This window comes from Streptomyces parvus, assembly GCF_032121415.1.
In the GTDB taxonomy this organism is placed as follows: Bacteria; Actinomycetota; Actinomycetes; order Streptomycetales; family Streptomycetaceae; genus Streptomyces; species Streptomyces globisporus_A.
This window is the reverse complement of the sequence record NZ_CP135079.1, coordinates 1,233,497-1,260,496: the sequence shown is the minus strand read 5'-3', so window position 1 is coordinate 1,260,496 and position 27,000 is coordinate 1,233,497. Positions and strand designations below refer to the sequence as shown.

26 protein-coding genes are annotated in these 27,000 nt (G+C 70.7%); 14 read left to right on the top strand and 12 right to left on the bottom strand.

Annotated elements, in window-relative coordinates; all coding sequences use genetic code 11:
* The 4 genes from RNL97_RS06760 to RNL97_RS06745 form a co-directional block, all read right to left on the bottom strand.
* Window positions 1–1,794: a glycoside hydrolase family 15 protein gene (locus RNL97_RS06760; RefSeq protein ID WP_030586431.1), complete on the bottom strand. Its 1,794-nt coding sequence runs from the start codon at window positions 1,792–1,794 to the stop codon at window positions 1–3.
* 68 nt (window positions 1,795–1,862) lie between these two features.
* Window positions 1,863–2,666 carry an SURF1 family cytochrome oxidase biogenesis protein gene (locus RNL97_RS06755; protein WP_030586428.1) on the bottom strand — a complete coding sequence of 268 codons (804 nt, stop codon included), beginning with the start codon at window positions 2,664–2,666 and terminating at the stop codon, window positions 1,863–1,865.
* 78 nt (window positions 2,667–2,744) lie between these two features.
* On the bottom strand, window positions 2,745–2,978 hold the full coding sequence (locus RNL97_RS06750; protein WP_007459448.1) for a hypothetical protein: 234 nt from the start codon (window positions 2,976–2,978) through the stop codon (window positions 2,745–2,747).
* 63 nt (window positions 2,979–3,041) lie between these two features.
* Entirely contained in the window at window positions 3,042–4,073 is a 1,032-nt protein-coding gene (locus tag RNL97_RS06745) for a DEDDh family exonuclease (protein ID WP_030586424.1), read from the bottom strand.
* Between the two features lie 355 nt (window positions 4,074–4,428).
* Here RNL97_RS06745 and RNL97_RS06740 point away from each other — a divergent pair, with 355 nt between their 5' ends.
* Entirely contained in the window at window positions 4,429–5,397 is a 969-nt protein-coding gene (locus RNL97_RS06740; RefSeq protein WP_243313676.1) for a sterol desaturase family protein, read from the top strand.
* Window positions 5,394–6,107, top strand: coding sequence for a lysoplasmalogenase (locus RNL97_RS06735; RefSeq protein WP_030586418.1), 714 nt, complete (start codon window positions 5,394–5,396; stop codon window positions 6,105–6,107). The genes RNL97_RS06740 and RNL97_RS06735 overlap by 4 nt, the downstream gene beginning before the upstream one ends.
* Window positions 6,108–6,176: 69 nt before the next feature.
* Here RNL97_RS06735 and RNL97_RS06730 read toward each other — a convergent pair whose 3' ends face one another.
* Complete coding sequence (locus tag RNL97_RS06730; protein ID WP_313750475.1) at window positions 6,177–7,715, bottom strand: S8 family peptidase; 1,539 nt, start codon at window positions 7,713–7,715, stop codon at window positions 6,177–6,179.
* A gap of 345 nt (window positions 7,716–8,060) precedes the next feature.
* Between RNL97_RS06730 and RNL97_RS06725 the strand changes: the two genes are divergently transcribed.
* From RNL97_RS06725 to moaA, 3 genes are all read left to right on the top strand, one after another.
* Window positions 8,061–8,426, top strand: a complete 366-nt coding sequence (locus RNL97_RS06725; protein WP_030586412.1) for a DUF485 domain-containing protein — start codon at window positions 8,061–8,063, stop codon at window positions 8,424–8,426.
* The gene (locus RNL97_RS06720; protein ID WP_030586410.1) at window positions 8,423–10,066 is read left to right on the top strand and encodes a solute symporter family protein; all 1,644 of its coding nucleotides are present in this window, start codon (window positions 8,423–8,425) and stop codon (window positions 10,064–10,066) included. The genes RNL97_RS06725 and RNL97_RS06720 overlap by 4 nt, the downstream gene beginning before the upstream one ends.
* 240 nt (window positions 10,067–10,306) lie before the next feature.
* Window positions 10,307–11,296 carry a GTP 3',8-cyclase MoaA gene (gene moaA, locus RNL97_RS06715; RefSeq protein WP_218924459.1) on the top strand — a complete coding sequence of 330 codons (990 nt, stop codon included), beginning with the start codon at window positions 10,307–10,309 and terminating at the stop codon, window positions 11,294–11,296.
* Window positions 11,297–11,325: 29 nt separating this feature from the next.
* On the opposite strand, the gene RNL97_RS06710 is transcribed toward moaA, so the two are convergent.
* Both RNL97_RS06710 and RNL97_RS06705 read right to left on the bottom strand, forming a co-directional pair.
* Window positions 11,326–11,583 carry a hypothetical protein gene (locus RNL97_RS06710; RefSeq protein ID WP_313750474.1) on the bottom strand — a complete coding sequence of 86 codons (258 nt, stop codon included), beginning with the start codon at window positions 11,581–11,583 and terminating at the stop codon, window positions 11,326–11,328.
* Window positions 11,584–11,823: 240 nt separating this feature from the next.
* Complete coding sequence (locus RNL97_RS06705; protein ID WP_243313672.1) at window positions 11,824–12,201, bottom strand: DUF3099 domain-containing protein; 378 nt, start codon at window positions 12,199–12,201, stop codon at window positions 11,824–11,826.
* A gap of 202 nt (window positions 12,202–12,403) precedes the next feature.
* Between RNL97_RS06705 and RNL97_RS06700 the strand changes: the two genes are divergently transcribed.
* Entirely contained in the window at window positions 12,404–12,682 is a 279-nt protein-coding gene (locus RNL97_RS06700; protein ID WP_030586396.1) for a GlsB/YeaQ/YmgE family stress response membrane protein, read from the top strand.
* Window positions 12,683–12,774: 92 nt separating this feature from the next.
* Here the strand turns inward: RNL97_RS06700 and tyrS are convergent, their stop codons facing one another.
* From tyrS to RNL97_RS06685, 3 genes are all read right to left on the bottom strand, one after another.
* Window positions 12,775–14,046: a tyrosine--tRNA ligase gene (gene tyrS / locus RNL97_RS06695; protein ID WP_030586393.1), complete on the bottom strand. Its 1,272-nt coding sequence runs from the start codon at window positions 14,044–14,046 to the stop codon at window positions 12,775–12,777.
* Between the two features lie 52 nt (window positions 14,047–14,098).
* The gene (locus RNL97_RS06690; protein WP_030586389.1) at window positions 14,099–15,493 is read right to left on the bottom strand and encodes a metallopeptidase TldD-related protein; all 1,395 of its coding nucleotides are present in this window, start codon (window positions 15,491–15,493) and stop codon (window positions 14,099–14,101) included.
* A gap of 82 nt (window positions 15,494–15,575) precedes the next feature.
* Complete coding sequence (locus tag RNL97_RS06685; RefSeq protein WP_030586386.1) at window positions 15,576–17,099, bottom strand: TldD/PmbA family protein; 1,524 nt, start codon at window positions 17,097–17,099, stop codon at window positions 15,576–15,578.
* 238 nt (window positions 17,100–17,337) lie between these two features.
* On the opposite strand from RNL97_RS06685, the gene fabG reads away from it, so the two are divergent.
* From fabG to RNL97_RS06670, 3 genes are all read left to right on the top strand, one after another.
* Window positions 17,338–18,057 (top strand): 3-oxoacyl-[acyl-carrier-protein] reductase, encoded by a 720-nt coding sequence (gene fabG / locus RNL97_RS06680; protein ID WP_243313666.1) that lies wholly within the window; start codon window positions 17,338–17,340, stop codon window positions 18,055–18,057.
* A gap of 5 nt (window positions 18,058–18,062) precedes the next feature.
* Entirely contained in the window at window positions 18,063–18,830 is a 768-nt protein-coding gene (gene fabI, locus RNL97_RS06675) for an enoyl-ACP reductase FabI (protein WP_010061423.1), read from the top strand.
* A 186-nt stretch (window positions 18,831–19,016) separates the two neighbouring features.
* On the top strand, window positions 19,017–19,388 hold the full coding sequence (locus RNL97_RS06670) for a hypothetical protein (protein WP_030586381.1): 372 nt from the start codon (window positions 19,017–19,019) through the stop codon (window positions 19,386–19,388).
* 13 nt (window positions 19,389–19,401) lie between these two features.
* Here RNL97_RS06670 and RNL97_RS06665 read toward each other — a convergent pair whose 3' ends face one another.
* Window positions 19,402–20,076, bottom strand: coding sequence for a FadR/GntR family transcriptional regulator (locus RNL97_RS06665; protein ID WP_030586377.1), 675 nt, complete (start codon window positions 20,074–20,076; stop codon window positions 19,402–19,404).
* A gap of 127 nt (window positions 20,077–20,203) precedes the next feature.
* Here RNL97_RS06665 and RNL97_RS06660 point away from each other — a divergent pair, with 127 nt between their 5' ends.
* From RNL97_RS06660 to RNL97_RS06645, 4 genes are all read left to right on the top strand, one after another.
* Window positions 20,204–21,502, top strand: coding sequence for a CynX/NimT family MFS transporter (locus RNL97_RS06660; RefSeq protein ID WP_030586373.1), 1,299 nt, complete (start codon window positions 20,204–20,206; stop codon window positions 21,500–21,502).
* A gap of 17 nt (window positions 21,503–21,519) precedes the next feature.
* Window positions 21,520–21,636 (top strand): SGM_5486 family transporter-associated protein, encoded by a 117-nt coding sequence (locus RNL97_RS06655; RefSeq protein ID WP_007446146.1) that lies wholly within the window; start codon window positions 21,520–21,522, stop codon window positions 21,634–21,636.
* 149 nt (window positions 21,637–21,785) lie between these two features.
* Window positions 21,786–21,992 (top strand): hypothetical protein, encoded by a 207-nt coding sequence (locus tag RNL97_RS06650; protein WP_030586370.1) that lies wholly within the window; start codon window positions 21,786–21,788, stop codon window positions 21,990–21,992.
* A 92-nt stretch (window positions 21,993–22,084) separates the two neighbouring features.
* Window positions 22,085–22,603, top strand: a complete 519-nt coding sequence (locus RNL97_RS06645; RefSeq protein ID WP_010061430.1) for a SixA phosphatase family protein — start codon at window positions 22,085–22,087, stop codon at window positions 22,601–22,603.
* A gap of 60 nt (window positions 22,604–22,663) precedes the next feature.
* Here RNL97_RS06645 and serB read toward each other — a convergent pair whose 3' ends face one another.
* Entirely contained in the window at window positions 22,664–23,977 is a 1,314-nt protein-coding gene (gene serB, locus RNL97_RS06640) for a phosphoserine phosphatase SerB (protein ID WP_030586361.1), read from the bottom strand.
* A 367-nt stretch (window positions 23,978–24,344) separates the two neighbouring features.
* Between serB and RNL97_RS06635 the strand changes: the two genes are divergently transcribed.
* Complete coding sequence (locus RNL97_RS06635) at window positions 24,345–26,960, top strand: ABC transporter ATP-binding protein/permease (protein ID WP_313750473.1); 2,616 nt, start codon at window positions 24,345–24,347, stop codon at window positions 26,958–26,960.
* The last annotated feature ends 40 nt before the right edge of the window (window positions 26,961–27,000 follow it).

Here is a 27,000-nt window from a genome sequence, read left to right as displayed (position 1 = left end):
CTATCCTGCCGGGTCGTCCCCGGCCAGGTCGACAGCGGAGTTCACCAGTCCGATATGGCTGAAGGCCTGCGGGAAGTTGCCGAGCTGCCGCCCCGCCGCCACGTCGTACTCCTCCGCCAGCAGCCCCATGTCGTTGCGCAGCTGCAGCAGATGCTCGAACAGCTCCCGCGCCTCGTCCGGCCTCCCGATCCGCCGCAACGCGTCCACCAGCCAGAACGAGCAGGCGAGGAAGGCCCCCTCGTCGCCGGGCAGTCCGTCCACGGAGACACCCTCCGTGCTGTAGCGCCGGACCAGCCCGTCACTGCCCAGCTCGTCGCGGACCGCGTCGACCGTGCCGATCACCCGGGGGTCGTCCGGCGGCAGGAACCCGGTCCGCACGATGAGCAGTGTCGCGGCGTCCAGCTCCCGCGACCCGTAGGACTGGGTGAAGGTGTTCCGCTCGGGGTCGTACCCCTTCTCGCAGACCTCGGCGTGCACGGCGTCCCGCATCGCCCGCCACCGGTCGGCGTCGCCGGGCAGCTCCGGGTTCTCCTCCAGCGAGCGCACCGCCCGGTCGGCGGCGACCCAGGCCATCACCTTGGAGTGCACGAAGTGCCGCCGCGCGCCGCGGATCTCCCACAGCCCCTCGTCCGGCTCGCGCCAGCTCGACTCCAGGAAGCCGAGCAGGCTGAGCTGGAGGTTCCAGGCGTGCGGCTTGTCGTCGAGCCCGGCGACGCGGGCGAGCCGGAGCGCGTCGATGACCTCGCCGTACACATCGAGCTGACGCTGCCGCACGGCCGCGTTCCCGATCCGCACCGGACGGGAGTGCTCGTACCCGGCGAGCCAGGGCAGCTCCATCTCGGGGAGCCGGCGCTCGCCCGCCAGCCCGTACATGATCTGGAGGTCGGCCGGGTCCCCGGCGACGGCCCGCAGCAGCCAGTCCCGCCACGCCTCAGCCTCCTCCAGATAGCCGGCCGAGACCATCGCCCCGAGGGCCAGCGTGGCGTCCCGCAGCCAGCAGAAGCGGTAGTCCCAGTTCCGTACGCCGCCGATCTCCTCCGGCAACGAGGTGGTCGGGGCCGCCACGATCCCGCCGGTCGGGGCGTACGTCAGCGCCTTGAGCGTGATCAGCGAACGCAGCACCGCGTCGCGGTAGGGCCCCTCGTACGTGCACCGCTCGGTCCACTTCGCCCAGTCGTGCAGCGTGTGCCCCAGCGCCTTGTGCGGGTCGATCAGCTTCGGGCGCGGTGAGTGCGAGGGGTGCCAGGTCAGCACGAACGACACGCTCTCGCCCTCGGCGACGGTGAACGAGGAGCAGGTGCTGAACTGCTGGCCCCACGTCTTGACCGGCGGCTCGCTGCGCAGCCACACGGAGTCGGGCCCCGCGACGGCGACCCGGTGGCCGTGGGACTTGCGCACCCAGGGCACCACGGACCCGAAGTCGAAGCGCAGCCGCAGCACCGAACTCATGTCGACGGTCCCGCTGACGCCCTCGACGATCCGCATCAGGTCCGGCGCCTTGTCGCGCTGCGGCATGAAGTCGATGACCTTCACCGTGCCGCTCCGCGTCTCCCAGTACGTCTCCAGGACCAGGGAGTCCTTCACATACGCGCGCCGGGTGCAGGTGTCCGAGGGGCCCGCTCCCTTGGGCGCGATGCGCCAGTGGCCGTTCTCCTCGGTGCCGAGCAGGGCGGCGAAGCAGGCGCCGGAATCGAAGCGGGGCAGACAGAGCCAGTCGACGGAACCGTTCCTGCCGACGAGCGCGGCGGTCTGGAGATCGCCGATCAGGGCGTAGTCCTCGATGCGTGGGGTCACGCCAGGCGCTTTCCCGGACCGGACCGTTGTCAACCAGCTCTTATGGCCCGAAGGGTGTGGAGCGCGTCTCAGGCGCTCGCCGGTTCGGGCTGCTCCGGGGCGTCGGCCGTCGCGTTCTCGGCCGCGGCCTCCTCGCGGTCGCGCTTCTCCCGGCGTACGAGGACGATCCAGCCGACCGGGACGGCGGCGACGAACAGCCACCACTGGACGGCGTAGGCCATGTGCGGGCCGATCGAGCTGTCGTCGGGGCGGGCGATCTGCTCGGGCAGATCACCCGACGGCACGGGCTCGGTCTGCTCGATGTATCCGCCGAGGACCTTCCGGGACAGCAGCTGGGACTGCTGCTCGCTGTTGATCAGCATCACCTGCCGGTCCGGCAGTCCCGCCAGGTCCTTGATGCCGCTGCTGCCGGTCGTCTCGTCCGCCTTCAGACGGCCGGTGACGGTCACTTCGTCCCGCGGCGCGGGCGGCACGTCGGGGAAGGCGGTCTGGTTCGGCGCGGCCGGGACCCAGCCCCGGTTGACCAGCACCGTGCCGCCGTCCTTGAGGTCCAGCGGGGTCAGGACGTGTACGCCGATGCGGTCGTCGTCCGAGGTCCGGCGACGGACGACCACCTCGTGCTCGGTGTCGAACGTGCCCGTCGCGGTGACCGTCCGCCAGTAGTCCGAGCGGGGGACGGTGTGCCCGGCTGAGGTGAGGTCGGTGACCGGGACCGGCTGGGCGTCGAGGTTCCGCGAGATCAGCTTGTTCTGCTCGACCCGGTGCTCGTGCTTGTGGAACTGCCAGAAACCCAGCTCGATCATCGTCGGGATCAGCGCGAGGCCGAGCAGGGTGAGGATCACCCACTGCCGGGTCAACAGGAAGCGGTACACCCCATGACCGTACAACCGGGGTCATGGGGTGCGGCACTCAGGGGTGCTGCCCGGCAAGCCAGACAATGAGGCGGTCCGTCATACTTTGTCCACGATGCCCGCCTTCCCTTCCGCACGGGCGCAGTGGGCGCCGCAGTACCAGTGCCCGTCGACCTCGACGCCCTGCCCGATCACCTGGACCCGGCAGTGCTCGCAGATCGGCGCCATGCGGTGGATGGCGCAGGAGAAGCAGTCGAAGACGTGCACCGCACCTTGTGCGTGCACCTCGAAGGACATGCCGTAGTCGTTTCCGCAAACCTCACAACGTGCCATGCGCCACAGGGTGGGACGCCGGACGGCCCCGGGCGAGCGGCTGCCGGGCGAGTCGCGCCCGGTTCACTCCGATGACGGGGTCGCTTCCGGTGGCGGCGGGGAAGCCTGCTGCGGCAGTACGGCCCCGTCGGCGGGGGCCACATCGCGCAGCAGATGGGTGAAGGCGCTCTCCTCCAGGATCGGCGTGCCGAAGGACTTGGCCTTCTGTGTCTTGGAGGTGGCCGCGTCCGGATCGTTGGTCACCAGCAGACTGGTCAGCCGCGACACGCTGGTCGCCACATGGAGCCCGGCCTCGATCGCCCGGTCCTCCAGCAGTTCCCGGTCGATCGAGGTGTCCCCGGAGAAGGCGACCCGCATCCCCTGCTTGAGCGGCTTCTCCTTCTCGTAACGCCCCGGATTGGGATACGGGCAGGCCGGCCGCTTGCGGGAGGGCCGCCAGCTGTTCGGCTGCCGCGAGGTCTGATATCCGACGCGCGGGGTGACGGGGGAGTCGGACCACTCGGTCAGCGGCCGGCACTCCAGCAACGGCAGCCGCACCCCGCCCCGGGCCGCCGCGTGCAGACTCGGCCGGAACGCCTCGGCCAGCACCCGGGCGTCGTCCAGGGCGTGGTGGGCCTGCTGCTGGACGACCCCGAAGTGCGCGGCGAGGGAGGCCAGCTTGTGATTGGGCAGCGGCAGCCGCAACTCCTTGGCCAGCGCGATCGTGCACAGCCGGTGCTCGACCGGGGCGACCACGGAGGCCCGGGCGTACTCCCGGGCGATCATCGACCAGTCGAACGCCGCGTTGTGCGCCACGAGCACGCGGTCCGCGAGCCGCGCGGACAACTCCTCGGCCACGTCGGGAAAGAGCGGAGCCCCTTCGAGCACATCGCTGGTCAGCCCATGGATCCAGACGGGCCCGGGGTCGCGCTCCGGGTTGACCAGCGTGTACCAGTGGTCCTCGACGTTGCCCAGCGCGTCCAGCCGGTAGACGGCGGCGGAGATTATCCGGTCGTCGCGGGCGAGGCCGGTGGTCTCCACGTCGACGACCGCGTACCCCTGGGGGTAGGCGGTCGGCCACGGTGCGGCTGTCTGGCGGTCGTCGAGCATGGTCACAGACAATACGGGCCGCGACTGACAGTGCCCCATCCGGCGGGTCACGGTGACGTGATCCCGTCGTCGGGGGAGGCGGACGAGGCGCTCGGGCGGGAGGAGTTCGGCGCGCGGCCGCTCCGGGTCCGGGACCAGGCCCGCGCCCCGCCTGAGGGCCGCCGCCGCGGCCACCTGGGTGGCCAGCCGTAACAGGGCAACTGCCGTAACGGAAACGCGCGTTCCGCCCCTGGAGCCTGTCCGGCAGATCCTGTGACGCCGTCTCTTGGCAGAAGGTGCCAAAGACTGCTGACAGCAGGTCTCGCATACTTGTGGGTAACAACCCCTAGCCCTCACCGACCGACGGCCCTACGGTGCTCGCATGGAGCCGAACCTGCCCGATGTCGTGCTGTGGTCGATACCGGCCTTCGTGCTGCTCGCCGTGATCGAGATGGTCAGCTACCGCCTCCATCCGGACGAGGACGCGGCCGGATACGAGACCAAGGACGCCGCCACCAGCGTCACCATGGGGCTCGGCAGCCTGGGCTTCGATCTGCTGTGGAAGATTCCCGTCCTCGCGATCTACATGGGGGTCTACGAACTGACGCCGCTGCGGGTGCCCGTGGTGTGGTGGACCGTCCTGCTGATGCTCCTCGCCCAGGACTTCTTCTACTACTGGTCCCACCGCGGCCACCATGTGATCCGGATCCTGTGGGCCTGCCATGTGGTCCACCACTCGAGCGAGAAGTTCAACCTCACCACCGCACTGCGCCAGCCCTGGACCTCCGCGACCGTCTGGCCGTTCTACCTGCCGCTGATCGCCTGCGGCGTGCACCCGGCGGCGCTCGCGTTCTGCCAGTCGGCCAACCTCGTCTACCAGTTCTGGGTACACACCGAGCGGGTCGGCAAGCTTCCGCGCCCCTTCGAGTACGTCCTCAACACGCCCTCCCACCACCGCGTCCACCACGCTTCGCAGGGCGGCTACCTGGACCGCAACTACGGCGGCATCCTGATCATCTGGGACCGCCTGTTCGGGTCCTTCGCGGCGGAGGTCGAGCGGCCCGTCTACGGGCTCACCAAGAACATCTCCACCTACAACCCGCTGCGCGTCGCCACCCACGAGTACGCCGCCATCGCCCGGGACGTCCGGGCCGCCGACACCTGGAGCGAGCGGGCCGGCCGGGTCTTCCGCGGGCCGGGCTGGCAGCCGGCCTCGAAGGCGGGGGCTGACACGGCCGCCCCGACCCCCACGCCCGCGCCGTCCGCCACGCCTCTCACGCCCGCCGCGCCCGCCACGTTCGTGCCGGAGAGCCTGTCCCCGCAGGCCTCCGCCCCGGAACGCGCCCTGTGAGCGCCACCGCCGCCCGCCCCGGCCCCGCCGGAACCACCGGTGCCGGTCCCGGCCGACGGGCCGAGCGCTTCGCCCGCCCCGTGCTCCTCGCCTTCCTCCTCGTCGCCGCGGCCGACCTCGCCGGGCTCCTCGCCGGGGCCGGGACCGTCCACCTGGTCGCCAAGCCGCTGCTGATGCCGCTGCTCGCCGGGTACGCTGCGCTGCGCTGCGCACCCCGACTGCTCGTGGCGGCCCTGCTGTTCGGGTGGGGCGGTGATGTCTTCCTGCTCGCCGACCACGACCTGGCCTTCCTGGTCGGCATGGGGTCGTTCGCCGTCGGCCATGTCTGCTACCTGACGCTGTTCGGGCGGGGGGAGGGGCGGAGCCGAGGCGTCGGCCGCTCCCCGGCCGGCCTGGCCACGGGGGCCGGGTACGCCGCCGTCCTCGTCGTCTTCCTCGTGCTGATCTGGCCGGACCTCCCGGCGGACCTGCGGATCCCGCTCACCGGATACAGCCTGCTGCTCACCGCCATGGCCTGGCGGGCGGGCGTGTTCGGACCGTACGCGGCGGTCGGCGGTGCGCTCTTCCTGCTCTCGGACGCCCTCATCGCCACCGGCATCGCCGAGTGGCCGCAGGCGCCCGCCCCCGACTTCTGGGTGATGCTCACCTACATCGCCGCCCAGGCCCTGCTGGCCCTCGGGGTGCTGACGAAGCACACACCGGGGGCATGATCCCGGCGCACGCCCGAGGGCCCGGGGAGAACGATCTCCCCGGGCCCTCGGCCGTACCGCGACGTGCCGTTACCAGCGCACCGCGTCCAGCGCGTCCACCACTCCGGCCCCGTAGAAGCCGTTGTAGCTCTTGCCGCCCTCGCAGACCGCGTCGATGACGCCGTCACCGTTGATGTCGTACGGCTCGCCGCACGCCTTCGCGTCCGCCTCCACCGTCAGCAGCGCCTTGACCGCCGCCGGCGAAGCGTGGGGGTGCTTCGACTTGATCAGCGCCACGACGCCCGCGACATGCGGGGACGCCATCGACGTACCGGCCTTGTAGCCGAACTTGCCGCCCGGCAGCGTGGAGAGGATCAGGCCGTTGACGGCGGGCGGCTCGGGGGTCTGGTAGACCGTCGAGTCACCGCCCGGGGCCGCCACGTCGATGATGCCCTTGCCGTAGTTCGAGTACGAGGACTTCAGGCCCTTCGCACCCGTCGCGGAGACCGTCACGACGCCCGGCAGCATGGTCGGGATGTCCGGGCAGGCGCTCGGGTCGATCGTCCGCGTGACCGTCTCGGAGTCGTTCGGGCTGGTCGTGTCCTCGATCGCGTCGACCGCCAGGTCGTGGCGGGAGTTGCCCGCCGCCGCGACGTTGACCGTGCCCTTGCGCTCCGCGTACTTCACGGCGCGGGTGAGCGCGTCGACCAGGGCGCCCTGGTCGGCGTCGTTCTTGCAGTTGAACAGCCACGGGTCGGTGTAATAGCTGTTGTTGGTCACCTCGACACCGCGCTCGGCGGCCCAGAGGAACCCGCAGACGACGGCCTCGGTGTAGAAGAACCCGTCCGGGTTCGACACCTTGATGCCCGACACCTTCACGCCCGGGGCGACACCGGTGACACCGACGCCGTTCTTCGCGGCGGCGACGGTGCCCGCCACATGCGTGCCGTGGTCGCTCTCGCCCGCCGCCGGACGCCAGGAGCCGGCGGTGGTGTCCGGAGCGCCCGTCACGCAGTTCGCCGAGGCGCGCTCGTCGAAGTTCGGGGCCAGGTCCGGGTGGGTGTCGTCGACGCCCGTGTCGATGACGGCGACCGTCACCTTCTTCGAGCCCAGCGACTTCTGGTGCGCCTTGTCCGCCTTGATCGCGGGCAGCGACCACTGGAGCGGCTCCAGCGGGTCCTCGCCGGCCTTCGCGTCCGCGGCGGCGGCCGCCGCCTGCTCGGCCGTGAGCGGCTCGGCTATCGAGCCCATGTCCTTCGTGGCCTGCGGCACGATCGGGTTCGTGCGGGTGGCGCCCGCCGACTCCACGCCCCGTGCGCGGCGGATCGTTTCGCCGAAGGCCGGGTTCTGCGAGTGGACGACGATGACGCCGATCTGCTCATAGGCGATGACGACGGTGCCGCCGGCCTTGGCGATCGCCTTCTTGACGTCCTTCACCGTGCCGTGGCCGCCACGGACGTTGACCACGTAGGACAGCTTCGGCCCGTCGGTCCGCACGCTCGCCGCGGCCTGCTCGCCGGTGGGCGCCGCCGTGGCCGTCGCCGTCGGCAGGAAGCCGAGCGAGGCGGTCAGCGCGAGTCCGACGGGCACCGCGAGTGCGCGGGTCCGTCTGGATGCCAGATGAGCCATGGGTTCTCCACATCATCCGTGCCGAACGACCGGACACCTGGCGTGTTCGGTCGCGTACATGACGAGTGAAGCTATCGCTGATCATCCCGGCACATCAACGTTTACGGGCAAGTGAGTTCGAAGAGTGACCGATGCGGCCGAATGCGAACGGGTGACGCCCCGCCAACCGGCCCTACGGCCACCCCTCCGGTAAGGCGAACGAGACGGCGAAAGACGCGGTGAACCGCTTCGTCGCGCCCTCCGTGCCGTTGTCCAGGAGGTACATCACCGTCCCCCGCCGGTAGAGAGGCCTCCTTGACACCCAACGTCCCCCAGATCACCGCACCCGCGTCGCGAGGAGATTCCGTGGCTACCGATGCACCGCCCCCCGAGGGCACATCGCCCACCGGGCCCGTACAGCCCACCACCGAGGCGTTCGTCGCGGTGCAGTCGAGCCCGGACTTCGCCGAGCTGCGCCGCTCCCACCGTTCCTTCGCCTTCCCCCTGACCATCGCCTTTGTGACCTGGTACCTGCTCTACGTCCTGCTCTGCAACTACGCGGGCGGATTCATGGCCACCAAGGTCGTCGGCAACATCAACATGGCGCTCGTCCTCGGACTCGCCCAGTTCGCCACCACCTTCCTCATCGCCTGGCTCTACTCCCGGCACGCCGCGAGCAAGCTCGACCCCAAGGCCGAGGCGATCAAGTCCCGTATGGAGGCCGACGTATGAGCGCCGCCCACGCCCTCTATCCCACCGTCCAGCTCGCCGCCACCGAGGGGGCGAGCGAGCACCGGCCGCTGATCATCACGCTGTTCGCCGCGTTCGTCGTCGCCACGCTCTTCATCACCGTGTGGGCGGGCCGCCAGACCAAGAGCGCCTCCGACTTCTACGCGGGCGGCCGCCAGTTCACCGGATTCCAGAACGGACTCGCGGTCTCCGGCGACTACATGTCCGCCGCGTCCTTCCTCGGCATCGCCGGAGCCATCGCCCTCTTCGGGTACGACGGCTTCCTGTACTCCATCGGCTTCCTCGTCGCCTGGCTCGTCGCCCTGCTCCTGGTCGCCGAACCGCTGCGCAACTCCGGCCGCTACACGATGGGCGACGTCCTCGCCTACCGGATGCGCCAGCGCCCGGTCCGCACCGCCGCCGGTACGTCCACGATCGTCGTCTCGATCTTCTACCTGCTGGCCCAGATGGCCGGAGCCGGCGTCCTCGTCTCGCTGCTGCTCGGCATCACCAGCGACTTCGGGAAGATCGTCATCGTCGCCCTGGTCGGCATCCTCATGATCCTCTACGTCACCATCGGCGGCATGAAGGGCACCACCTGGGTGCAGATGGTCAAGGCCGTCCTGCTGATCGCGGGCACCCTGCTCATCACCTTCCTGATCCTGCTGAAGTTCAACTTCAACATCTCCGACCTGCTCGGCACCGCCGCCAGCAACAGCGGCAAGGGCGCGGCCTTCCTGGAGCCCGGTCTGAAGTACGGCGCCACCGGCGTCTCGAAGCTGGACTTCATCTCGCTCGGCATCGCCCTGGTCCTCGGCACCGCCGGCCTGCCGCACATCCTGATCCGCTTCTACACCGTGCCCACCGCCAAGGCCGCCCGTAAGTCCGTGAACTGGGCGATCGGCATCATCGGCGCCTTCTACCTGATGACGATCGTGCTCGGCTTCGGCGCCGCCGCGATCCTCAAGCCGGACGACATCATCGCCTCCAACAAGGCCGGCAACACCGCGGCGCCCCTGGCCGCACTGGAGATCGGCGGCGGCTCCGGGTCCACCGGCGGCGCCATCCTCCTCGCGGTCATCTCCGCGGTCGCCTTCGCCACCATCCTGGCCGTCGTCGCCGGACTCACCCTCGCCTCCTCCTCGTCCTTCGCGCACGACATCTACGCCAACGTCATCCGCAAGGGGCAGGCCACCGAGAAGGAGGAGGTCCGCGCGGCGCGCTGGGCCACCGTCGCGATCGGCATCGTCTCCATCGCGCTCGGCGCACTCGCCCGCGACCTGAACGTCGCCGGACTCGTCGCCCTGGCCTTCGCGGTCGCGGCCTCCGCCAACCTGCCGACGATCCTCTACAGCCTCTTCTGGAAGCGCTTCACCACGCAGGGGGCCCTCTGGTCCATCTACGGCGGCCTCGCCTCGTCCGTCCTGCTGGTGCTGTTCTCGCCGGTCGTCTCCTCCAAGCCGAGCTCGATGTTCCCGGACGTCGACTTCGCCTGGTTCCCGCTGGAGAACCCCGGCCTGATCTCGATCCCGCTCGGCTTCCTGCTCGGCTGGGTCGGCTCGCTGCTCTCCAAGGAGAAGGCCGACACGGACAAGTACGCCGAACTGGAGGTCAAGTCCCTCACCGGCGTCGGAGCCCACTGAGCACACCTCGCGTCCACCGGGAGCGCACCGGGCCACCCCAGGCCACACCGGGTCGGGCCTCCTTCGAGGCTTCACCCGCCACCTGCGGCCGGGCCGCGTCGTAGAGTCCTACGACGCGGCCCGGCCGCACCTCGTGGCAAACGGGCCACGCCGTTGTCACATGTCTCACGTAGGCTCGGAAGCAGCAGAGAACGAGAAGAGCGACCGCACCACCGCGGACCACCGGGGGAGGGACCCACCGTGCTCATCGACACCTACGACCGGGTCGCCACCGACCTACGTGTGTCACTCACCGACAAGTGCAATCTGCGCTGCACCTACTGCATGCCGGAGGAGGGCCTTCAGTGGCTCGGCAAGAGCGAGCTGCTCTCCGACGACGAGATCGTGCGCCTGATCCGGATCGCCGTCACCTCGCTCGGCATCACCGAGGTCCGCTTCACCGGCGGCGAGCCGCTGCTGCGCCCCGGCCTCGTCTCCATCGTCGAGCAGTGCGCCGCGCTCACCCCCCGCCCCCGCATGTCCCTCACGACCAACGGCATCGGACTCAAGCGGACCGCCACCGCCCTCAAGGCCGCGGGTCTCGACCGGGTCAACGTCTCGCTGGACACCCTGCGGCCCGACGTCTTCAAGACCCTCACCCGCCGTGACCGCCACAGGGACGTGCTGGACGGCCTGGAGGCCGCCCACGAGGCCGGGCTCACCCCGGTGAAGGTCAACTCCGTCCTGATGCCGGGACTCAACGACGACGAGGCCCCCGAGCTGCTCGCCTGGGCCGTGGCCCACGACTACGAGCTCCGCTTCATCGAGCAGATGCCGCTCGACGCCCAGCACGGCTGGAAGCGCGACGGCATGATCACCGCCGGGGACATCCTCACCTCCCTGCGCACCCGCTTCACCCTCACCCCCGAGAGCGACGCGTCCCGCGGCTCCGCCCCCGCCGAGCGCTGGACCGTCGACGGCGGCCCGCACCGCGTCGGCGTGATCGCCTCCGTCACCCGCCCGTTCTGCCGGGCCTGCGACCGTACGCGGCTCACCGCCGACGGCCAGGTCCGCACCTGCCTCTTCGCCCGGGAGGAGACGGATCTGCGCGGGGCACTGCGCGGGGACGCGCCGGACGAGGAGATCGCCCAGCTCTGGCGAACGGCGATGTGGGGCAAGAAGGCGGGCTCCGGACTGGACGACCCGTCCTTCCTGCAGCCCGACCGCCCGATGTCGGCGATCGGCGGCTGACGCCGAGGTCTCCCGACGAGAGCTGATGCTCAGGCGTCCGGCGAGCCCTCGGGCCCGGGATCCCAGTCCTTCAGCGCCACGACATCCTTGAGGAAACCCCGTACGTCGAGGAACGAGGACAGGTGCTCCCGGTGCTCGTCGCAGGCCAGCCAGGTCTTGCGCCGCTCGGGCGGGTGCAGCTTCGGGTTGTTCCAGGCGAGCACCCACACGGCGGCGGACCGGCAGCCCTTGGCGGAACAGAGCGGGGCACCGGAAGGACTCTCGGCGGACGTCTCGGGGAAAATCACGGGTCCCAGCCTAGAACAGGTACTCGCGAGCCGAGTCAGCTGGATCGCAAGCCCTCTGACGCATCCCCTGCCGGAGAAAAGGCGACGCCGAGCAGCCACGGGGGGAGCTGCCCGGCGTCGGTCCATCGCTCCGACGGGGGATGCGGAGCGCTTTCGAAGTATGTCACGGGGACCCGGGTGCGGTGCACCGGAACGTCATGATTGATGTGAGCTTTCCTGAGCTTCGCGCGACGTGGGGGCTCAGCCGGGCTCATGCGACGGCGGAACGCGGCCGGACGCCCCCTGCGCGTCCCCCGACTCCGCCGAACCGGCCACCGGAGCGGTCTCCAGAGCCGGGCGCATCGGCATCGGCACGAATGTCGTCGGCAGCGAAGTCGCGTTCTCCCGGCCCGCGTTGGCGATGACCACCGCCACGTACGGCAGCAGGACGCCGAGCGCGAGCGCCACGATCGCCACATGCCGCTCCACGTTCCACAGCACCGCGGCCAGCACCACCGACACCGTGCGCACCGACATCGAGATCACATAGCGTCGCTGCCGGCCGCGGACGTCTTCCGTCAGCCCCTGACGGGCGCCCGTGATCCGGATGACCTCCGAATCCGCGTTCTTCCGCAGCATGCTCCACCACCAGATGTCGTCGCCGGACCCTCACGGACCGGGCCGCATCCACGGTACGCCCGGTATCCGCCGGGCAGGCGACCGGGGCCCGCCCGGCGGGTGAGACCCGGGGTCCCCCGAACGGCCCAACCGGGCATGCGGACGCCCGGACGGCGGGACGAGACTGGGCGGACGCGCACTCCGCGCCGTACGAGGAGGCGAAATGAGCTGGTTGTGGGCAATCATCGTGGGATTGGTGCTCGGTGTCATCGCCAGAGCGATCCTGCCGGGCAAGCAGGACATCCCGCTCTGGCTGACGGCCGTGTTCGGCATCCTCGGCAGCATCCTCGGCAACGCCGTGGCGGGCTGGATCGGTGTCGAGGACACCAAGGGCATCGACTGGATCCGCCATGTGCTCCAGCTGGCGGGCGCCGTGGCGGTCGTCGCCGTCGGCGACATGGCCTGGCAGAAGATCCGGGGCGGCCGCCGTCAGAGAACCTGACCGGTCACCGCTCCACCGACGCCGCGGCCGGACACGCTTTCCTCGCGTGTCCGGCCGCGGCTTCGTGCTGAGCGGGAGGGCGGCGGGAGAGGTCAGCCCGTCGGGCTGACCTCCACGGCCGCCAGGTTCTTCTTGCCTCGGCGCAGCACCAGCCAGCGCCCGTGCAGCAGCTCCCCGGCGTCCGGCGCGACCTCGCCGTCGACGACCTTCACGTTGTTCACGTAGGCGCCGCCCTCCTTGACCGTACGGCGGGCACCCGACTTGCTCGGCGCGAGGCCGACCTCCACCAGCAGGTCGACCAGCGGGCCCAGCTCGGCGACGGTGGCGTGCGGCACCTCGGACAGGGCCGCGCTCAGCGTCGCCTCGTCCAGCTCGGCCAGGTCGCCCTGGCCGAACAGCGCCTTCGACGCCGCGATCACGGCCGCGCACTGCGCACCGCCGTGCACCAGCGTCGTCAGCTCCTCGGCCAGCGCCCGCTGCGCGTTGCGCGCCTGCGGGCGCTCCTCGGTCAGCTTCTCCAGCTCCTCCAGCTCCTCACGGCTCCTGAAGCTGAGGATGCGCAGGTAGCGGGAGACGTCCCGGTCGTCCACGTTCAGCCAGAACTGGTAGAACGCGTACGGCGTCGTCATCTCCGGGTCGAGCCAGACGGCGCCGCTCTCGGACTTGCCGAACTTCGTCCCGTCCGCCTTCGTCATCAGCGGCGTCGCCAGCGCGTGCACGACCGCCCCCGGCTCCAGCCGGTGGATCAGGTCGATGCCCGCGGTGAGGTTGCCCCACTGGTCGCTGCCGCCCTGCTGAAGGGTGCAGCCGTGCCGGCGGTACAGCTCCAGGAAGTCCATGCCCTGGAGCAGCTGGTAGCTGAACTCGGTGTAGCTGATGCCCTCCTGCGACTCCAGTCGGCGGGCGACCGAGTCCTTGGCGAGCATCTTGTTGACCCGGAAGTGCTTGCCGATGTCCCGCAGGAACTCGATCGCGGACATACCCGCGGTCCAGTCCAGGTTGTTGACCATCGTCGCCGCGTTCGGGCCCTCGAAGGTGAGGAAGGGCTCGATCTGCCCCCGCAGCCGCTGCACCCAGGCGGCGATGGTCTCCGGGTCGTTCAGCGTGCGCTCGGCGGTGGGCCGCGGGTCACCGATCTGCCCCGTGGCCCCGCCGACCAGCGCCAGCGGCTTGAGCCCGGCCTGCTGGAGCCGCCGCATGGTGAGCACCTGCACCAGGTGCCCCACGTGCAGGCTGGCCGCGGTCGGGTCGAAGCCGCAATAGAAGGTGACGGGACCGTCCGCGAGAGCCTTGCGCAATGCGTCCTCGTCAGTGGACTGGGCGAACAGCCCGCGCCACTTCAGCTCGTCGACGATGTCCGTCACGGTTCCGGTGCTCCTTAGCGATGGTAGAGATCTACGTGTCAGTCTAGGCGGGTCACACGCCCGGGCTGACCGAGCTCATGTTGAAGTCCGGGATGCGCAGCGCGGGCATCGCCGCCCGGGTGAACCAGTCGCCCCACTCGCGCGGCAGCGTCTTCTCCGTACGCCCGGCCTCCGAGGCCCGCGACAGCAGGTCCACCGGCGACTCGTTGAACCGGAAGTTGTTCACCTCGCCGACCACCTCGCCGTCCTCGACCAGATAGACGCCGTCCCGGGTCAGCCCGGTCAGCAGCAGCGTCGCCGGGTCCACCTCGCGGATGTACCAGAGGCAGGTCAGCAGCAGCGCCCGCCCGGTCGTCGCGGCGACCATCTCCTCCAGCGACTGCTCGCCGCCGCCTTCCAGGAGCAGGTTGTCGATGCCCGGGGCGACCGGGAGGCCGGTCAGGCCCGCCGAGTGCCGGGTCGTCGTCAGCCGCTCCAGCTTCCCGTTCCGGACCCACTCCGTCGGGGCCAGCGGCAGCCCGTTGTCGAAGACGGAAGCGCTGTCGCCGGAGGAGTGGGCGATCACGAACGGCGCCGACTCCAGGCCCGGGGCGTGCGGGTCGCTGCGCAGGGTGAGGGGGAGCGGAGCGAGCTGCTCGCCCAGCCGGGTCCCGCCGCCGGGCGTCGAGAACACCGTCCGGCCCTCCACCGCGTCCCGCGCGGTCGACGACCAGAGCTGGTAGATCAGCAGGTCCGCCACCGCGGTCGGCGGCAGCAGCGTCTCGTAGCGGCCGGCGGGCAGCTCGATGCGCCGCTCCGCCCAGCGCAGCCGCTGCGCCAGCTCCGCGTCCATCGCCGCCGGGTCGACGTCCTTGAAGTCCCGGGTCGCCCGGCCCGCCCACGCCGAACGCGTCCGGTCGGGCGACTTCGCGTTCAGCTCCAGCGTCCCGTTCGGCTGGTCGTGGCGCAGCCGCAGCCCCGTCGACGTCCCCACATAGGTCGAGGTCAGCTCGTGGTTGGCGAAGCCGTACAGCTCACGGCCCCCGGAACGGGCGCGCGCGAAGGCGTCGCCGAGCGCCGGGGCGAAGTCCGCGAAGACCTCCGAGCCGGTCTCGGCGGGCGCGTCCGTGAAGTCGGGCGATGCGGGCACCCCGCTCACCAGCGGCTGCGCGTCCTCGGCCGGGCCCGCGCCCCGGGCGGCGGCCTCGGCGGCGCGGACCAGCGGCTCCAGGTCGTCGGTGGTCACGGCGGACCGGGAGACGACACCGGAGGCGGTTCCCTCGGCCCCGTCCACGGTCGCGATGACGGTCAGGGTGCGCCCCCGGGTCACCCCGTTCGTGGTGAGCGCGTTGCCCGCCCAGCGCAGGTTGGCGGAGGACTGCTCGTCCGCGATGACCACCAGACCGTCCGTGGTGGACAGCTCCAGAGCCCGCTCGACGATCTCGTACGGCTTGCTGACGCGGCTCATCGTCCGGCCTCCTGCGTCGTGTTGAGACTGTGCTTGCCCGGGGGACGACCCCCGGACCCCCAGCCGGTTCCGTGGTCGCCGTTCATCGTCCGGCCTCCTGCGTCGTGTTGAGGATGTTGACGCCCCGGAAGAGGGCGGAGGGGCAGCCGTGCGAGACTGCCGCGACCTGGCCGGGCTGGGCCTTGCCGCAGTTGAACGCGCCGCCGAGCACATACGTCTGAGGGCCGCCGACCCTCTCCATCGAGCCCCAGAAGTCCGTGGTCGTCGCCTGGTACGCCACATCGCGCAGCTGCCCGGCGAGCCTGCCGTTCTCGATGCGGAAGAACCGCTGACCGGTGAACTGGAAGTTGTAGCGCTGCATGTCGATGGACCACGACCGGTCGCCGACCACGTAGATCCCGCGCTCGACCCCGCCGATCAGGTCCTCCGTGGAGAGGCCGCCCGGATCCGGCCGCAACGACACGTTCGCCATGCGCTGGACGGGGACATGGCCCGGCGAGTCCGCGAACGCGCAGCCGTTGGAGCGGCCGAGGCCCGTCAGCTTCGCGATGCGGCGGTCCAGTTGGTAGCCGACGAGCGTGCCGTCCTTCACCAGGTCCCACGACTGCGCCTCGACGCCCTCGTCGTCGTACCCGATGGTGGCGAGCCCGTGCTCGGCCGTGCGGTCGCCGGTCACGTTCATCACGGGGGAGCCGTACGCCAGCTTGCCGAGCTGGTCGAAGGTGGCGAACGAGGTCCCGGCGTACGCCGCCTCGTACCCCAGCGCCCGGTCCAGCTCGGTGGCGTGGCCGATCGACTCGTGGATCGTCAGCCACAGGTTCGACGGGTCGACGACCAGGTCGTACGCCCCCGCCTCGACGCCCGGCGCCCGCATCTTCTCCGCCAGCAGACCGGGGATCTGCTCCAGCTCGGTGTCCCAGTCCCAGCCGGTGCCGGTCAGATACTCCCAGCCCCGGCCCACCGGCGGCGCGATCGTGCGCATCGAGTCGAACCCGCCGGTCGTGCCGTCCACCGCGACGGCGGTGAACTGCGGGTGGATCCGCACCCGTTGCTGCGTGGTCACGGTGCCCGCCGTGTCCGCGTAGAACTTGTTCTCGTGCACGGTCATCAGGGACGCGTCCACGTGCGCGACGCCCTCCGCGCCCAGCAGCCGCCCGCTCCACTCGGCGAGCAGCGCCGCCTTCTCCTCGTCCGGTACGGAGAAGGGGTCGACGTCGTACGCCGAGACCCAGGTCCGCTCACCGTGCGACGGTTCGTCCGCCAGCTCCACCAGCTCGTCCGAGCCGGCAGCGGCGATCACCTTCGCCGACAGCTTGGCCATCGCGACGGCCTGCGAGGCCACCTTCGCGGCCGCGTCCATCGTCAGATCGACCCCGGACGCGAACCCCCAGGCCCCGCCGTGCACCACGCGCACCGCGTACCCGAGGTCCGTGCTGTCCGACGCCCCGGCGGGCCGCGCGTCCCGCAGCCGCCAGGTGGCACTGCGCACCCGCTCCAGCCGGAAGTCGGCGTGGGTCGCGCCGAGGGCCCGAGCGCGGGCGAGCGCCGCGTCGGCCAGCGCGCGCGACGGCAGTGCCAGGAATGACTGATCTACCTCGTGGGGCACAGGGAGTTCCCTTCTCGATACACCACGGCAGTGAACCACGCCGGAGGGTGACCGCACCGGGGGATATCGCAGACGCGTGGGCCGACCACGCATCGGCGCGGACTGTAGGAACCCCACAGCACCCCGGACAAGCCACTGTCAGGGCCCGATTCCCCGATCGGCGCACGGTACCGATAGGTTTTCGACGTACCCGACCGCCCGGGACCACGCACCAGACCGCCAAGGAAAGGGTGATCCGTTGAGCCGCTCGGTTCTCGTCACCGGAGGAAACCGGGGCATCGGCCTCGCCATCGCCCGCACCTTCGCCGACAACGGCGACCAGGTCGCGATCACCTACCGCTCCGGCGAGCCTCCCCAGGTCCTCACCGAGGCCGGTGTCCTCGCGGTCCGCTGCGACATCACCGACGCCGAGCAGGTGGAGCAGGCCTACAAGGAGATCGAGGAGAAGCACGGTCCCGTGGAGGTGCTGGTCGCCAACGCCGGTATCACCAAGGACCAGTTGCTGATGCGGATGTCCGAGGAGGACTTCACCTCCGTCGTCGACACCAACCTCACCGGCACCTTCCGGGTCGTCAAGCGCGCCAACCGCGGCATGCTGCGCGCCAAGAAGGGCCGCGTCGTCCTGATCTCCTCCGTCGTCGGCCTCCTCGGCTCGGCGGGCCAGGCGAACTACGCCGCCTCCAAGGCCGGACTGGTCGGGTTCGCCCGGTCGCTGGCCCGGGAACTCGGCTCGCGGAACATCACCTTCAACGTCGTCGCCCCCGGTTTTGTCGACACCGACATGACCCAGGTGCTCACCGAGGAGCAGCGCAAGGGCATCGTGTCCCAGGTGCCGCTGGGCCGCTACGCGCGGCCCGAGGAGATCGCCGCCGCGGTGCGCTTCCTCGCCTCCGACGACGCGTCGTACATCACTGGAGCCGTCATTCCCGTTGACGGCGGATTGGGCATGGGTCACTGATCACCATGAGCGGAATTCTCGACGGCAAGCGCATCCTCATCACCGGGGTGCTGATGGAGTCGTCCATCGCGTTCCACGCCGCGAAGGTGGCCCAGGAGCAGGGTGCCGAGGTCATCCTGACGGCCTTCCCGCGTCCCACCCTGACCGAGCGCATCGCCAAGAAGCTGCCGAAGCCGGCCAAGGTCATCGAGCTGGACGTGACCAACCAGGAGCACCTGGACCGGCTGGCGGGTCTGGTCCGCGAGGAGCTCGGCTCGCTCGACGGCGTCGTCCACTCCATCGGCTTCGCGCCGCAGGACGCGCTCGGCGGCAACTTCCTCAACACCCCGTTCGAGTCCGTCGCCACCGCGATGCACGTCTCGGCGTTCTCGCTGAAGTCGCTGGCCATGGCCTGCAAGCCGCTGATGAGCGAGGGCGGCTCGATCGTCGGCCTCACCTTCGACGCCCAGTACGCCTGGCCGCAGTACGACTGGATGGGCCCGGCCAAGGCCGCGCTGGAGGCCACCTCCCGCTACCTCGCCCGTGACCTGGGCAAGGACGGGCTGCGCTGCAACCTGATCTCCGCCGGTCCGATCGGCTCCATGGCCGCCAAGTCCATCCCGGGCTTCTCGGAGCTGGCCGACGTCTGGAACCACCGCGCCCCGCTCGCCTGGGACATGTCCGACCCGGAGCCGGCCGGTCGCGGCATCGTCGCCCTGCTCTCCGACTTCTTCCCGCGTACCACGGGCGAGATCATCCACGTCGACAGCGGCGTGCACATGATGGGCGCCTGACCGCGCACGGCCCCAGCTGAACGGCCCCCGGCCGCGTCACCCCCTCCCGCTCACGGAGGCGGTACGCGGCCGGGGGCCGTTCACGCACCGTGGCCCCTCGCCGACGCTCCGGTCGAAAAGTCGGCCGATCCACCGCAGAATGAGGAGGAACCGGACTTCTGGTCAGGCTGCGGGAGGGAGATCGCTGTGCGTCCCACGCGCCGACGCCCCCGTCTCCTCCTGGCCGTACCGCTGGCCGTCGCCGCCCTCGCCGTACCCCTGGGGGTCCACGCCGCCAGGGGAGCCGACTCCGGTACGGACGTGGCGGCCCCGAAGCCCGAACCGGCCGGTTCGGAGTGCCGTACGACCGTCGAGGGCTCCCGGGTCGTCGCCTACTGCCACAACCCCTACCCCTCCGTGGACCTGGTCCGGCTGCACACCGAGTGCGACCGGTGGTGGGACGTCGACGCGGACGGCGAGGTGGTCGCGGTGGAGCCCGGCCGGACCGTACGGCTGGAGGACCGCTGCTGGAAAGAGGTCGCGACCGCCTGGGTCAGCCACCACCCCGCCCCGCTGTGAGCAGGCCCGGGTGCTACACCCGGTCCGTCAGGCAGTGCAGCGCGTGGCTCGCCGCCTCGGCCGCCGCCGTCTCCGCGTCCCCGGCCCGGATCGCCTCGACCAGCCGGCCGTGGTCCATGTGGTTCTCCGGCCGCAGCTCGGGACCCACGTCACCGCGCAGGTAGTCGCGCAACAGATCCCCGAGATCGGCGTAGAGCCCGGTCAGGACGTCGTTGTGCGAGGCGGCCACCACCGCCAGGTGCAGCGTGGCGTCCGCCGCCACGAACGCCTCCGCGTCGCCCGACGCCCAGGCCTCCTCCCGGCGGGCCATCAACGCGTCCAGCTGCCGCAGATCCCGCTCGGTGCGCCGGGCCGCCGCCAGCCGGGCCGCCGACGATTCCAGCGTCGAGCGCAGCTCCGCGACGTGCCGGGGGTCCGCCGCCGCGAACCTGCGGTGCATCACCCCGGCCAGCTCGCTCGTGGCGATCACATACGTGCCGGAGCCCTGCCGGATGTCCAGCAGCCCGTTGTGCGCGAGTGCCCGCACGGCCTCGCGGACGGTGTTACGGGCCACGCCCAGCTGCTCGACCAGCTCGGGTTCGGTCGGAATCCGCGAGCCGACCGGCCACTCGCCCGAGGTGATCTGGTTCCGCAACTGGGCGATCACCTGGTCGGAGAGTGCCGAACGCCGAGGGGACGTCAGCGCCATGGTGCTCCTTGCTCGTGAGCTTGAGGTCCGGGCCGGATTCTCTCCCGCATTCTCTCAACGCGTGCGGGGGATGCAGGGCCATGACCGGATTGGACAATCAATCATCCCATGATTCTATGATGGCTCCATGCCGGACGACGAGACGCAGACCCCGACCCTGAACCGCGAGGCCACCGCGCGCACGCCCCACGACACCCGGCCCCAGCCGCTCCCCGGAGCCGCCGAGGGCCCCTCTCCGTGGCTGCTGCGCCTCATCGCCGTGGGGCTCGTCCTGGCCGCGCTCAACCTCCGCCCCGCCATCACCAGCCTCGGCGCCCTCCTCGAAGAGGTCCGCGAAGGGCTGCACATGAGCGGCAGCGTGGCCGGCGTCCTCACCTCCGTGCCGCCCCTCTGCTTCGCCGTCTTCGGCGTCATGGCGCCGCGCCTCGCCCGCCGATTCGGCGCGGGCACCGTCGTCTGCGCCGGCATGGCCGCCATCGCGGTGGGCCTGGCCGTCCGTCCGTACATCGGCTCCACCGCCGGATTCCTGGCCGCCAGTGCCCTGGCCCTGATGGGCATCGCCGTGAGCAACATCCTGATGCCGGTGATCGTCAAGCGCTGGTTCCCCGACCGCGTCGGTACCATGACCGGCCTCTACTCCATGGCCCTGGCCCTCGGCACCGCCCTGGCCGCCGCCCTCACCGTCCCCGTCACCGGCGCGTTGGGCGGCAACTGGCAGACGGGCCTGGTCGTCTGGGCCGTGCTCGCCGCCGTCGCCGTGCTGCCCTGGATCGTCCTCGTACGCGACCGCACCCCGGCCCCCGGCCAGTCGGCGCCGGTCGCCGCGAACGCCCCCGATGCGCAGCCCCTGCGCATCGCTCGCAGCCGTACCGCCTGGGGCCTCGCCTGCTTCTTCGGGCTCCAGGCCACCGCCGCGTACATCACCATGGGCTGGATGCCGCAGATCTTCCGCGACGCCGGGGTCTCCGCCGGCACGGCCGGACTCCTGCTCGCGGTCACCATGGCGATGGGCGTCCCGCTGGCCTTCGTCATCCCCCGGGTCGCCTCCCGGCTCAAGAACCAGGGCCCCATCGTCGTCGTCCTCGGGCTGTGCGGCCTGATCGGCTACAGCGGCCTGTACCTCGCGCCCGCCGCCGGAGCCTGGGCCTGGGCCCTGCTCCTCGGGGTCGCGAACTGCGCCTTCCCGCTCGCCCTCACCATGATCGGCATGCGGGCGCGGTCCGGCGCGGGCGTGGTCCGGCTCTCCGCCTTCGCCCAGTCCACCGGCTACCTGCTCTCGATCCCCGGTCCGCTGCTCGTCGGCGTGCTCTACCAGCACAGCGGCGGGTGGGGGCTGCCGATCGCCCTGATGGCGGGCCTCATGATTCCCCAGATGGTGGCCGGGATCCTCGCCGGCCGGGACCGGACGATCGAGGACGAGTGCTGAGATGCGACACTGACCTCATGCCAGTGCTCGATCCGAATCCCCAGAACGGCCAGAAGAAGCTTCTCCTCGTGTTCGGGGCGATGCTCCTCATCACCGTCGTCATCGGTGTGATCGCCACGATCGCCTCACCCTGACGCCCGCGAACCCCGCGAGGGGTGGGGCTGGCCCCACCTTCCCCTAGGGGGCCAGGGTCAGGGTGAAGTGGGTGGGTCACCGGATGGGACCGGCCGTCTCCGTTCCGTAGGTTCTTCGGTAACGACCCGATGACTTGACGGAGGCGGACATGCCGGCACCGACGCACACCAGGTCCCATCGACCGGCCGCCGACGGTGTCGGGATCCGGCTGCCCTGGTGGGCCATCGCCCTGCCCGCCGTCGCGTTCGCCGGGCTGCTGCTGATGGTGCTCAGCCCCGGGCAGGCCCAGGCCGCCACCACCGCCCCCGCGTTCGGACAGCTGATCGAGCGCACCTTCCAGCTGCTGTTCCGCTGAGCCGAAGCAGCCCCGGACCAGCGCGTGAACTGTCCGGACGAGCCCGTCAACACCCTGCGCCGGAGGGCGCGTTTCATGCGAAGCTGAGATGTATGAGCGTCGAGACACCTCGCAGGATCGTCCTTCTCCGGCATGCCAAGGCGGAATGGTCACAGGCTTCCGATCATGAGCGCCCGCTGGCCGAGCGCGGCCGAAAGGACGCGCCCGTGGCCGGCCGCAGGCTCGCCGATTCCGGCATCGACTTCGATCTGGCCCTCTGCTCCAGTGCCGCCAGGACACGGGAGACCTGGAAGCTGGCGGTCCATGAATTCTCCCAGCGCCCCCGGACCGTCTACGAGGAGAGGCTGTACGAGGCCTCCCTCGGCGAACTGATCGCCCTGTTCAACGAGACCCCCGACGAGGTGCGCAACCTCCTGGTCATCGGGCACAACCCCGGGATGCACGGGGCCGCCGACGCCCTCTCCGGCTCGGCCGAGGGCGACACCCTGGCCCGGATGACCCGGGACGGCTTCCCCACCGCCGCCTATGCCGTGGTGGAGTTCCCCGGCTCCTGGAAGAGCGTGGAGCACGGCGCGGGCAGGCTCACGGAGTACTGGACCCCGAACGACTGAGCACGCACAGGGCCCCGGCACCACTGCGGTGCCGGGGCCCTGTCCTTCGCTCGGACGGGTTCAGCCGACGAGGCCGTCCGCCGCCTCGACCTCTTCCCGGGTGATGCCGAGCAGATAGAGCACGGTGTCCAGGAACGGCACGTTCACCGCGGTGTGCGCCGCCTCGCGGACCAGCGGCTTGGCGTTGAACGCGACGCCGAGCCCGGCGGTGTTCAGCATGTCGAGATCGTTCGCCCCGTCCCCGATCGCCACCGTCTGGGCCAGCGGTACGCCCGCCTGCTCGGCGAAGCTCCGCAGCAGCCGTGCCTTGCCCGCCCGGTCCACCACCTCGCCGACGACACGGCCGGTGAGCTTGCCGTCCACCACCTCCAGGGTGTTGGCCGAGGCGAAGTCGAGGCCGAGCCGCTCCTTCAGATCGTCCGTGACCTGGGTGAAGCCACCGGAGACGACGCCGACCTGGTAGCCGAGCCGCTTCAGCGTACGGATCAGGGTGCGGGCGCCGGGAGTGAGCCGCACCTCGGTGCGGACCTTGTCCACCACCGAGGCGTCCAGACCGGCGAGCAGCGCGACCCGGGCGTGCAGCGACTGCTCGAAGTCCAGCTCGCCGCGCATCGCCTGCTCGGTCACCTCGGCGACCTTGTCCTCGCAGCCCGCGTGCGCCGCGAAGAGCTCGATCACCTCGTCCTGGATCAGCGTGGAGTCGACGTCCATGACCACCAGCCGCTGGGCCCGCCGGCTCAGCCCGGCCGAGACCACCGCGACGTCCACACCGATCTCCGCGGCCTCGGTCGCCAGCGCGGTCCGCAGCTCGGCCGTCCCGGTCCCCGACACCGCGAACTCGACGGCGGTGACCGGGTACTTCGCCAGCCGGAAGATACGGTCGATGTTCCCGCCGGTCGAGGTGATGGTGGCCGCTATGGCGGCGGTCGACTCGGCGGTGAGCGGGTGCCCCAGCACCGTCACATGGGAACGGCCGTCACCGCGGGGCCGGTTGTCGCCGATGCCGGAGATGATCTCGGCCTGCAGCTTCAGGGAGTCGGCCCAGCTGTGCACGGTCGCCCGCAGATCGCCCTCGGTGGTCCCGCCCGCCGTGGGCGCGGTGACCAGGGCGCACAGCACGATGCGGCCCCGGGTGACGACCTGCTCGATGTCCACGACGTCGACGGCGTACGCGGCGAGGGTGTCGAAGAGGCCGGCGGTGATGCCGGGACGGTCCTTGCCGAAGATCTTGACCAGCAGCGTGGGTGCGTCACTGCCCGGAGGGGGCCCGTCGCCGGCTCCGTCGACCCGACGGGATCCCAGGGGTCCAAGGGGCTCAGGAGACTCAGAGGGCTCAGAAGACGAGGGGGGCTGAGGTGGCTGAGATGCGCTCATGGTGCTCCCACCGTATCGGTCCCGCCGCCTCCTCCGGCCGCCCGTCCCGAGTGCCGGACGGAATCGCTCCGGTCCCGCCGACGCCGCGTCCGAATCTGGCCGGTACGAGTCTTGCGCCCGGCCGCACCGGCTGTCTTGTATCAGCCCATATCGTGTCGCCGGACGTCTTTTGGACGGTAGCTGGCCCTTCGTCCGGACTCGACCGTATCCGCTCCCGTTTCGCCCCCCGGTATCGGGGTGTTCGCGCAGGTCTCCTCGCGCTCTTCACCCGCCCGACTTTCGGATCGGGGACTGGTCCTGGAATAGTTCCCCACGATGTTCAGCATCCCTAGACTCCCTGCGACGGGGGTATCACGGGGGACAACTAGTGGGGCGCGGAGTGCCGGAACTCGTACTGGAATTGAATGGCAGCACCTGGACGCTCGATCCGTCCAGGTCGTACACCCTTGGACGTGATCCGCAGGGCGACCTGACGATCGACGACGCCAGAGTGTCGTGGCGGCATGCCACGATCGGCTGGAACGGCCGCAGTTGGTCCATCGAGGACCACGGCAGCACCAACGGCACCTATGTGCAGGGCCGGCGGATCCAGCAGGTGGAGCTCGGCGCCGGCTCGGTGCTGCACCTGGGCAACGCCACCGACGGACCCCGGGTGAGCCTCAGCGCCGCCGCGGGAGCCGGTGTCGCCGGCGGCCAGGCGGCCGGCGCGCAGCAGGCCCCGGCGCACCAGCCCCACCACCAGCCCCAGGGCGGCGCCGCGGGCTGGCACGGACAGCAGGCGCCCGCCCAGCACCAGGCGCCGGCGCACCACCAGGCCCCTGCCCAGCAGCAGGCCTGGCAGCAGCCGCAGGCGCACCAGCAGCAGGTCCCGCACCAGCAGCCCGCGCACCAGAACGTGCCGCACCAGCAGAACCCCGGGCAACAGGGCGGACCCGGACAGGGCGGTGCCGCGGGGGCGCCGCCGGTCTACGGCGACCGCAGCCCCACCACGTTCCACCAGCTGGCCCTCGGCCGGGTCATGCGCATCGGTCGTGCGCTGGAGAACGAACTGGTCGTCTCCGACCTCCAGGTCTCCCGCCACCACGCCGAGTTCCACGCGACGCCCGACGGCCGCTTCGAGATCCGCGACCTCGGCTCGCACAACGGCACGTACGTCAACGGTCAGCCGCTCCAGAAGTCCGGTTCGGCCCTCCTCGGCCCGAACGACATCGTCGGCGTCGGCCACTCGACGTTCCGGCTGGTCGGCGACCGGCTGGAAGAGTTCGTCGACACCGGTGAGGTCTCCTTCTCCGCCCGCCACCTCACGGTGACGGTCGACGGCGGCAAGCAGATCCTCAAGGACGTCTCCTTCGGCGTCCCCGAGAAGTCGCTGATCGCGGTCATCGGCCCGTCCGGTTCCGGAAAGTCCACCCTCCTCAAGGCGCTCACCGGTTACCGGCCCGCCAACCAGGGTGACGTCCTCTACGACAACCGGAACCTGTACAAGCAGTTCGCCGAGCTGCGCCAGCGCATCGGTCTGGTCCCGCAGGACGACATCCTGCACAAGGAGCTGACCGTCACCAAGGCCCTCAAGTACGCGGCAAAGCTCCGCTTCCCCGCGGACACCACCGAGGCCGAGCGCCAGTCCCGGATCACCGAGGTCCTCGCCGAGCTGAAGCTCGACATCCACAAGGACAAGAAGATCACCTCGCTCTCCGGCGGCCAGCGCAAGCGCGTCTCGGTCGCCCTGGAGCTGCTCACCAAGCCGTCGCTGATCTTCCTGGACGAGCCGACCTCCGGCCTCGACCCGGGCATGGACCGCGATGTCATGCAGCTGCTGCGCGGCCTCGCCGACGACGGCCGCACGGTGCTCGTGGTCACGCACTCGGTCGCCGAGCTGGCGATCTGCGACAAGCTGCTCGTGATGGCGCCCGGCGGTTCCGTCGCCTACTTCGGCCCGCCGGAGGAAGCGCTGAACTTCTTCGGCTACACCAGCTGGGCCGACGTCTTCTCCGCCTTCGAGAACTACCGCGACTACGACTGGGCGGGCCGCTGGCGCGGTTCGCAGCACTACCAGATGTACGCCGCCGACATCGACGCGGTCGCGGCCCAGCCGGTCACCATGCCGCCCCCGCAGCAGATGCGCCCGCCGAAGCCGCAGGGCTGGATGGCCCAGCTGTGGACGCTGATCCGGAGATACTCCTCCGTCATCGCGTCCGACAAGGGCTTCATGGGTCTGATGCTGATCCTGCCCGCCGTGCTGGGTGTGGTCAGCGTGGTCATCCCGGCGGAGTTCGGGCTGGGCGATCCCACCCCGCCGTCCCGGTTCAACGGCAAGGCCGGGACGATCATGCTGATCCTCGCGGTCGGCATGTGCTTCTCCGGCGCCGCCAACTCCGTACGAGAACTGATCAAGGAACGGGTCATCTACGAGCGCGAGCGGGCCACCGGCCTCTCCCGCTCCGCCTACCTGATGTCCAAGGTGATCGTCCTCGGCGTGATCACCGCCTTCCAGGGCGTGATCATCTGCGGTATCGGCTTCGCCACCCGCCAGCTGCCGGAAGAGGGCCTGATCATGCCCCCGGCCGTCGAGATCTGCCTCTCGATCATCGCGCTGGGCTTCACGTCGATGATGGTGGGCCTGGTCATCTCCTCGCTGGTGAAGACCGCCGAGAAGACCATGCCGCTGCTGGTGATGTTCGCGATCGTCCAGGTCGTCTTCACCGGCGTGCTCTTCCAGGTGTACGGGTCGCCCGGCCTGGAGCAGTTCGCCTGGCTGATGCCGTCCCGCTGGGCGATGGCCGCGGCCGGCACCACGCTGGACCTGGGTCGTCTGACGCCGCCGTGGGACCCGAAGGACCCCACCGACGTCGACCCGCTGTGGGAGCACACCGCGAGCCAGTGGGGCATCAACATCACGATCCTGCTCGCGCTCGGCGTGATCTGCTGCTTCGTGGTCGCGCGCCTGCTGCGCCGCCACGAGCCCGAGGTCATGCGCAAGTAAGCACCGGGTACGGAACGGAGGCCGGCACCCCCGCGGGGGT

Excerpts from the sequence above, each read along its gene's own strand:
- RNL97_RS06730 (WP_313750475.1), bottom strand. The coding sequence starts at position 7,715 with ATGGCTCATCTGGCATCCAGACGGACCCGCGCACTCGCGGTGCCCGTC.
- fabI (WP_010061423.1), top strand. The coding sequence starts at position 18,063 with ATGAGCGGAATTCTCGACGGCAAGCGCATCCTCATCACCGGGGTGCTG.
- serB (WP_030586361.1), bottom strand. The coding sequence starts at position 23,977 with ATGAGCGCATCTCAGCCACCTCAGCCCCCCTCGTCTTCTGAGCCCTCT.
- RNL97_RS06665 (WP_030586377.1), bottom strand. The coding sequence starts at position 20,076 with ATGGCGCTGACGTCCCCTCGGCGTTCGGCACTCTCCGACCAGGTGATC.
- RNL97_RS06700 (WP_030586396.1), top strand. The coding sequence starts at position 12,404 with ATGAGCTGGTTGTGGGCAATCATCGTGGGATTGGTGCTCGGTGTCATC.
- RNL97_RS06750 (WP_007459448.1), bottom strand. The coding sequence starts at position 2,978 with ATGGCACGTTGTGAGGTTTGCGGAAACGACTACGGCATGTCCTTCGAG.
- RNL97_RS06645 (WP_010061430.1), top strand. The coding sequence starts at position 22,085 with ATGAGCGTCGAGACACCTCGCAGGATCGTCCTTCTCCGGCATGCCAAG.
- RNL97_RS06690 (WP_030586389.1), bottom strand. The coding sequence starts at position 15,493 with ATGAGCCGCGTCAGCAAGCCGTACGAGATCGTCGAGCGGGCTCTGGAG.
- RNL97_RS06660 (WP_030586373.1), top strand. The coding sequence starts at position 20,204 with ATGCCGGACGACGAGACGCAGACCCCGACCCTGAACCGCGAGGCCACC.
- RNL97_RS06740 (WP_243313676.1), top strand. The coding sequence starts at position 4,429 with ATGGAGCCGAACCTGCCCGATGTCGTGCTGTGGTCGATACCGGCCTTC.
- RNL97_RS06705 (WP_243313672.1), bottom strand. The coding sequence starts at position 12,201 with ATGCTGCGGAAGAACGCGGATTCGGAGGTCATCCGGATCACGGGCGCC.
- RNL97_RS06655 (WP_007446146.1), top strand. The coding sequence starts at position 21,520 with ATGCCAGTGCTCGATCCGAATCCCCAGAACGGCCAGAAGAAGCTTCTC.
- RNL97_RS06650 (WP_030586370.1), top strand. The coding sequence starts at position 21,786 with ATGCCGGCACCGACGCACACCAGGTCCCATCGACCGGCCGCCGACGGT.
- RNL97_RS06720 (WP_030586410.1), top strand. The coding sequence starts at position 8,423 with ATGAGCGCCGCCCACGCCCTCTATCCCACCGTCCAGCTCGCCGCCACC.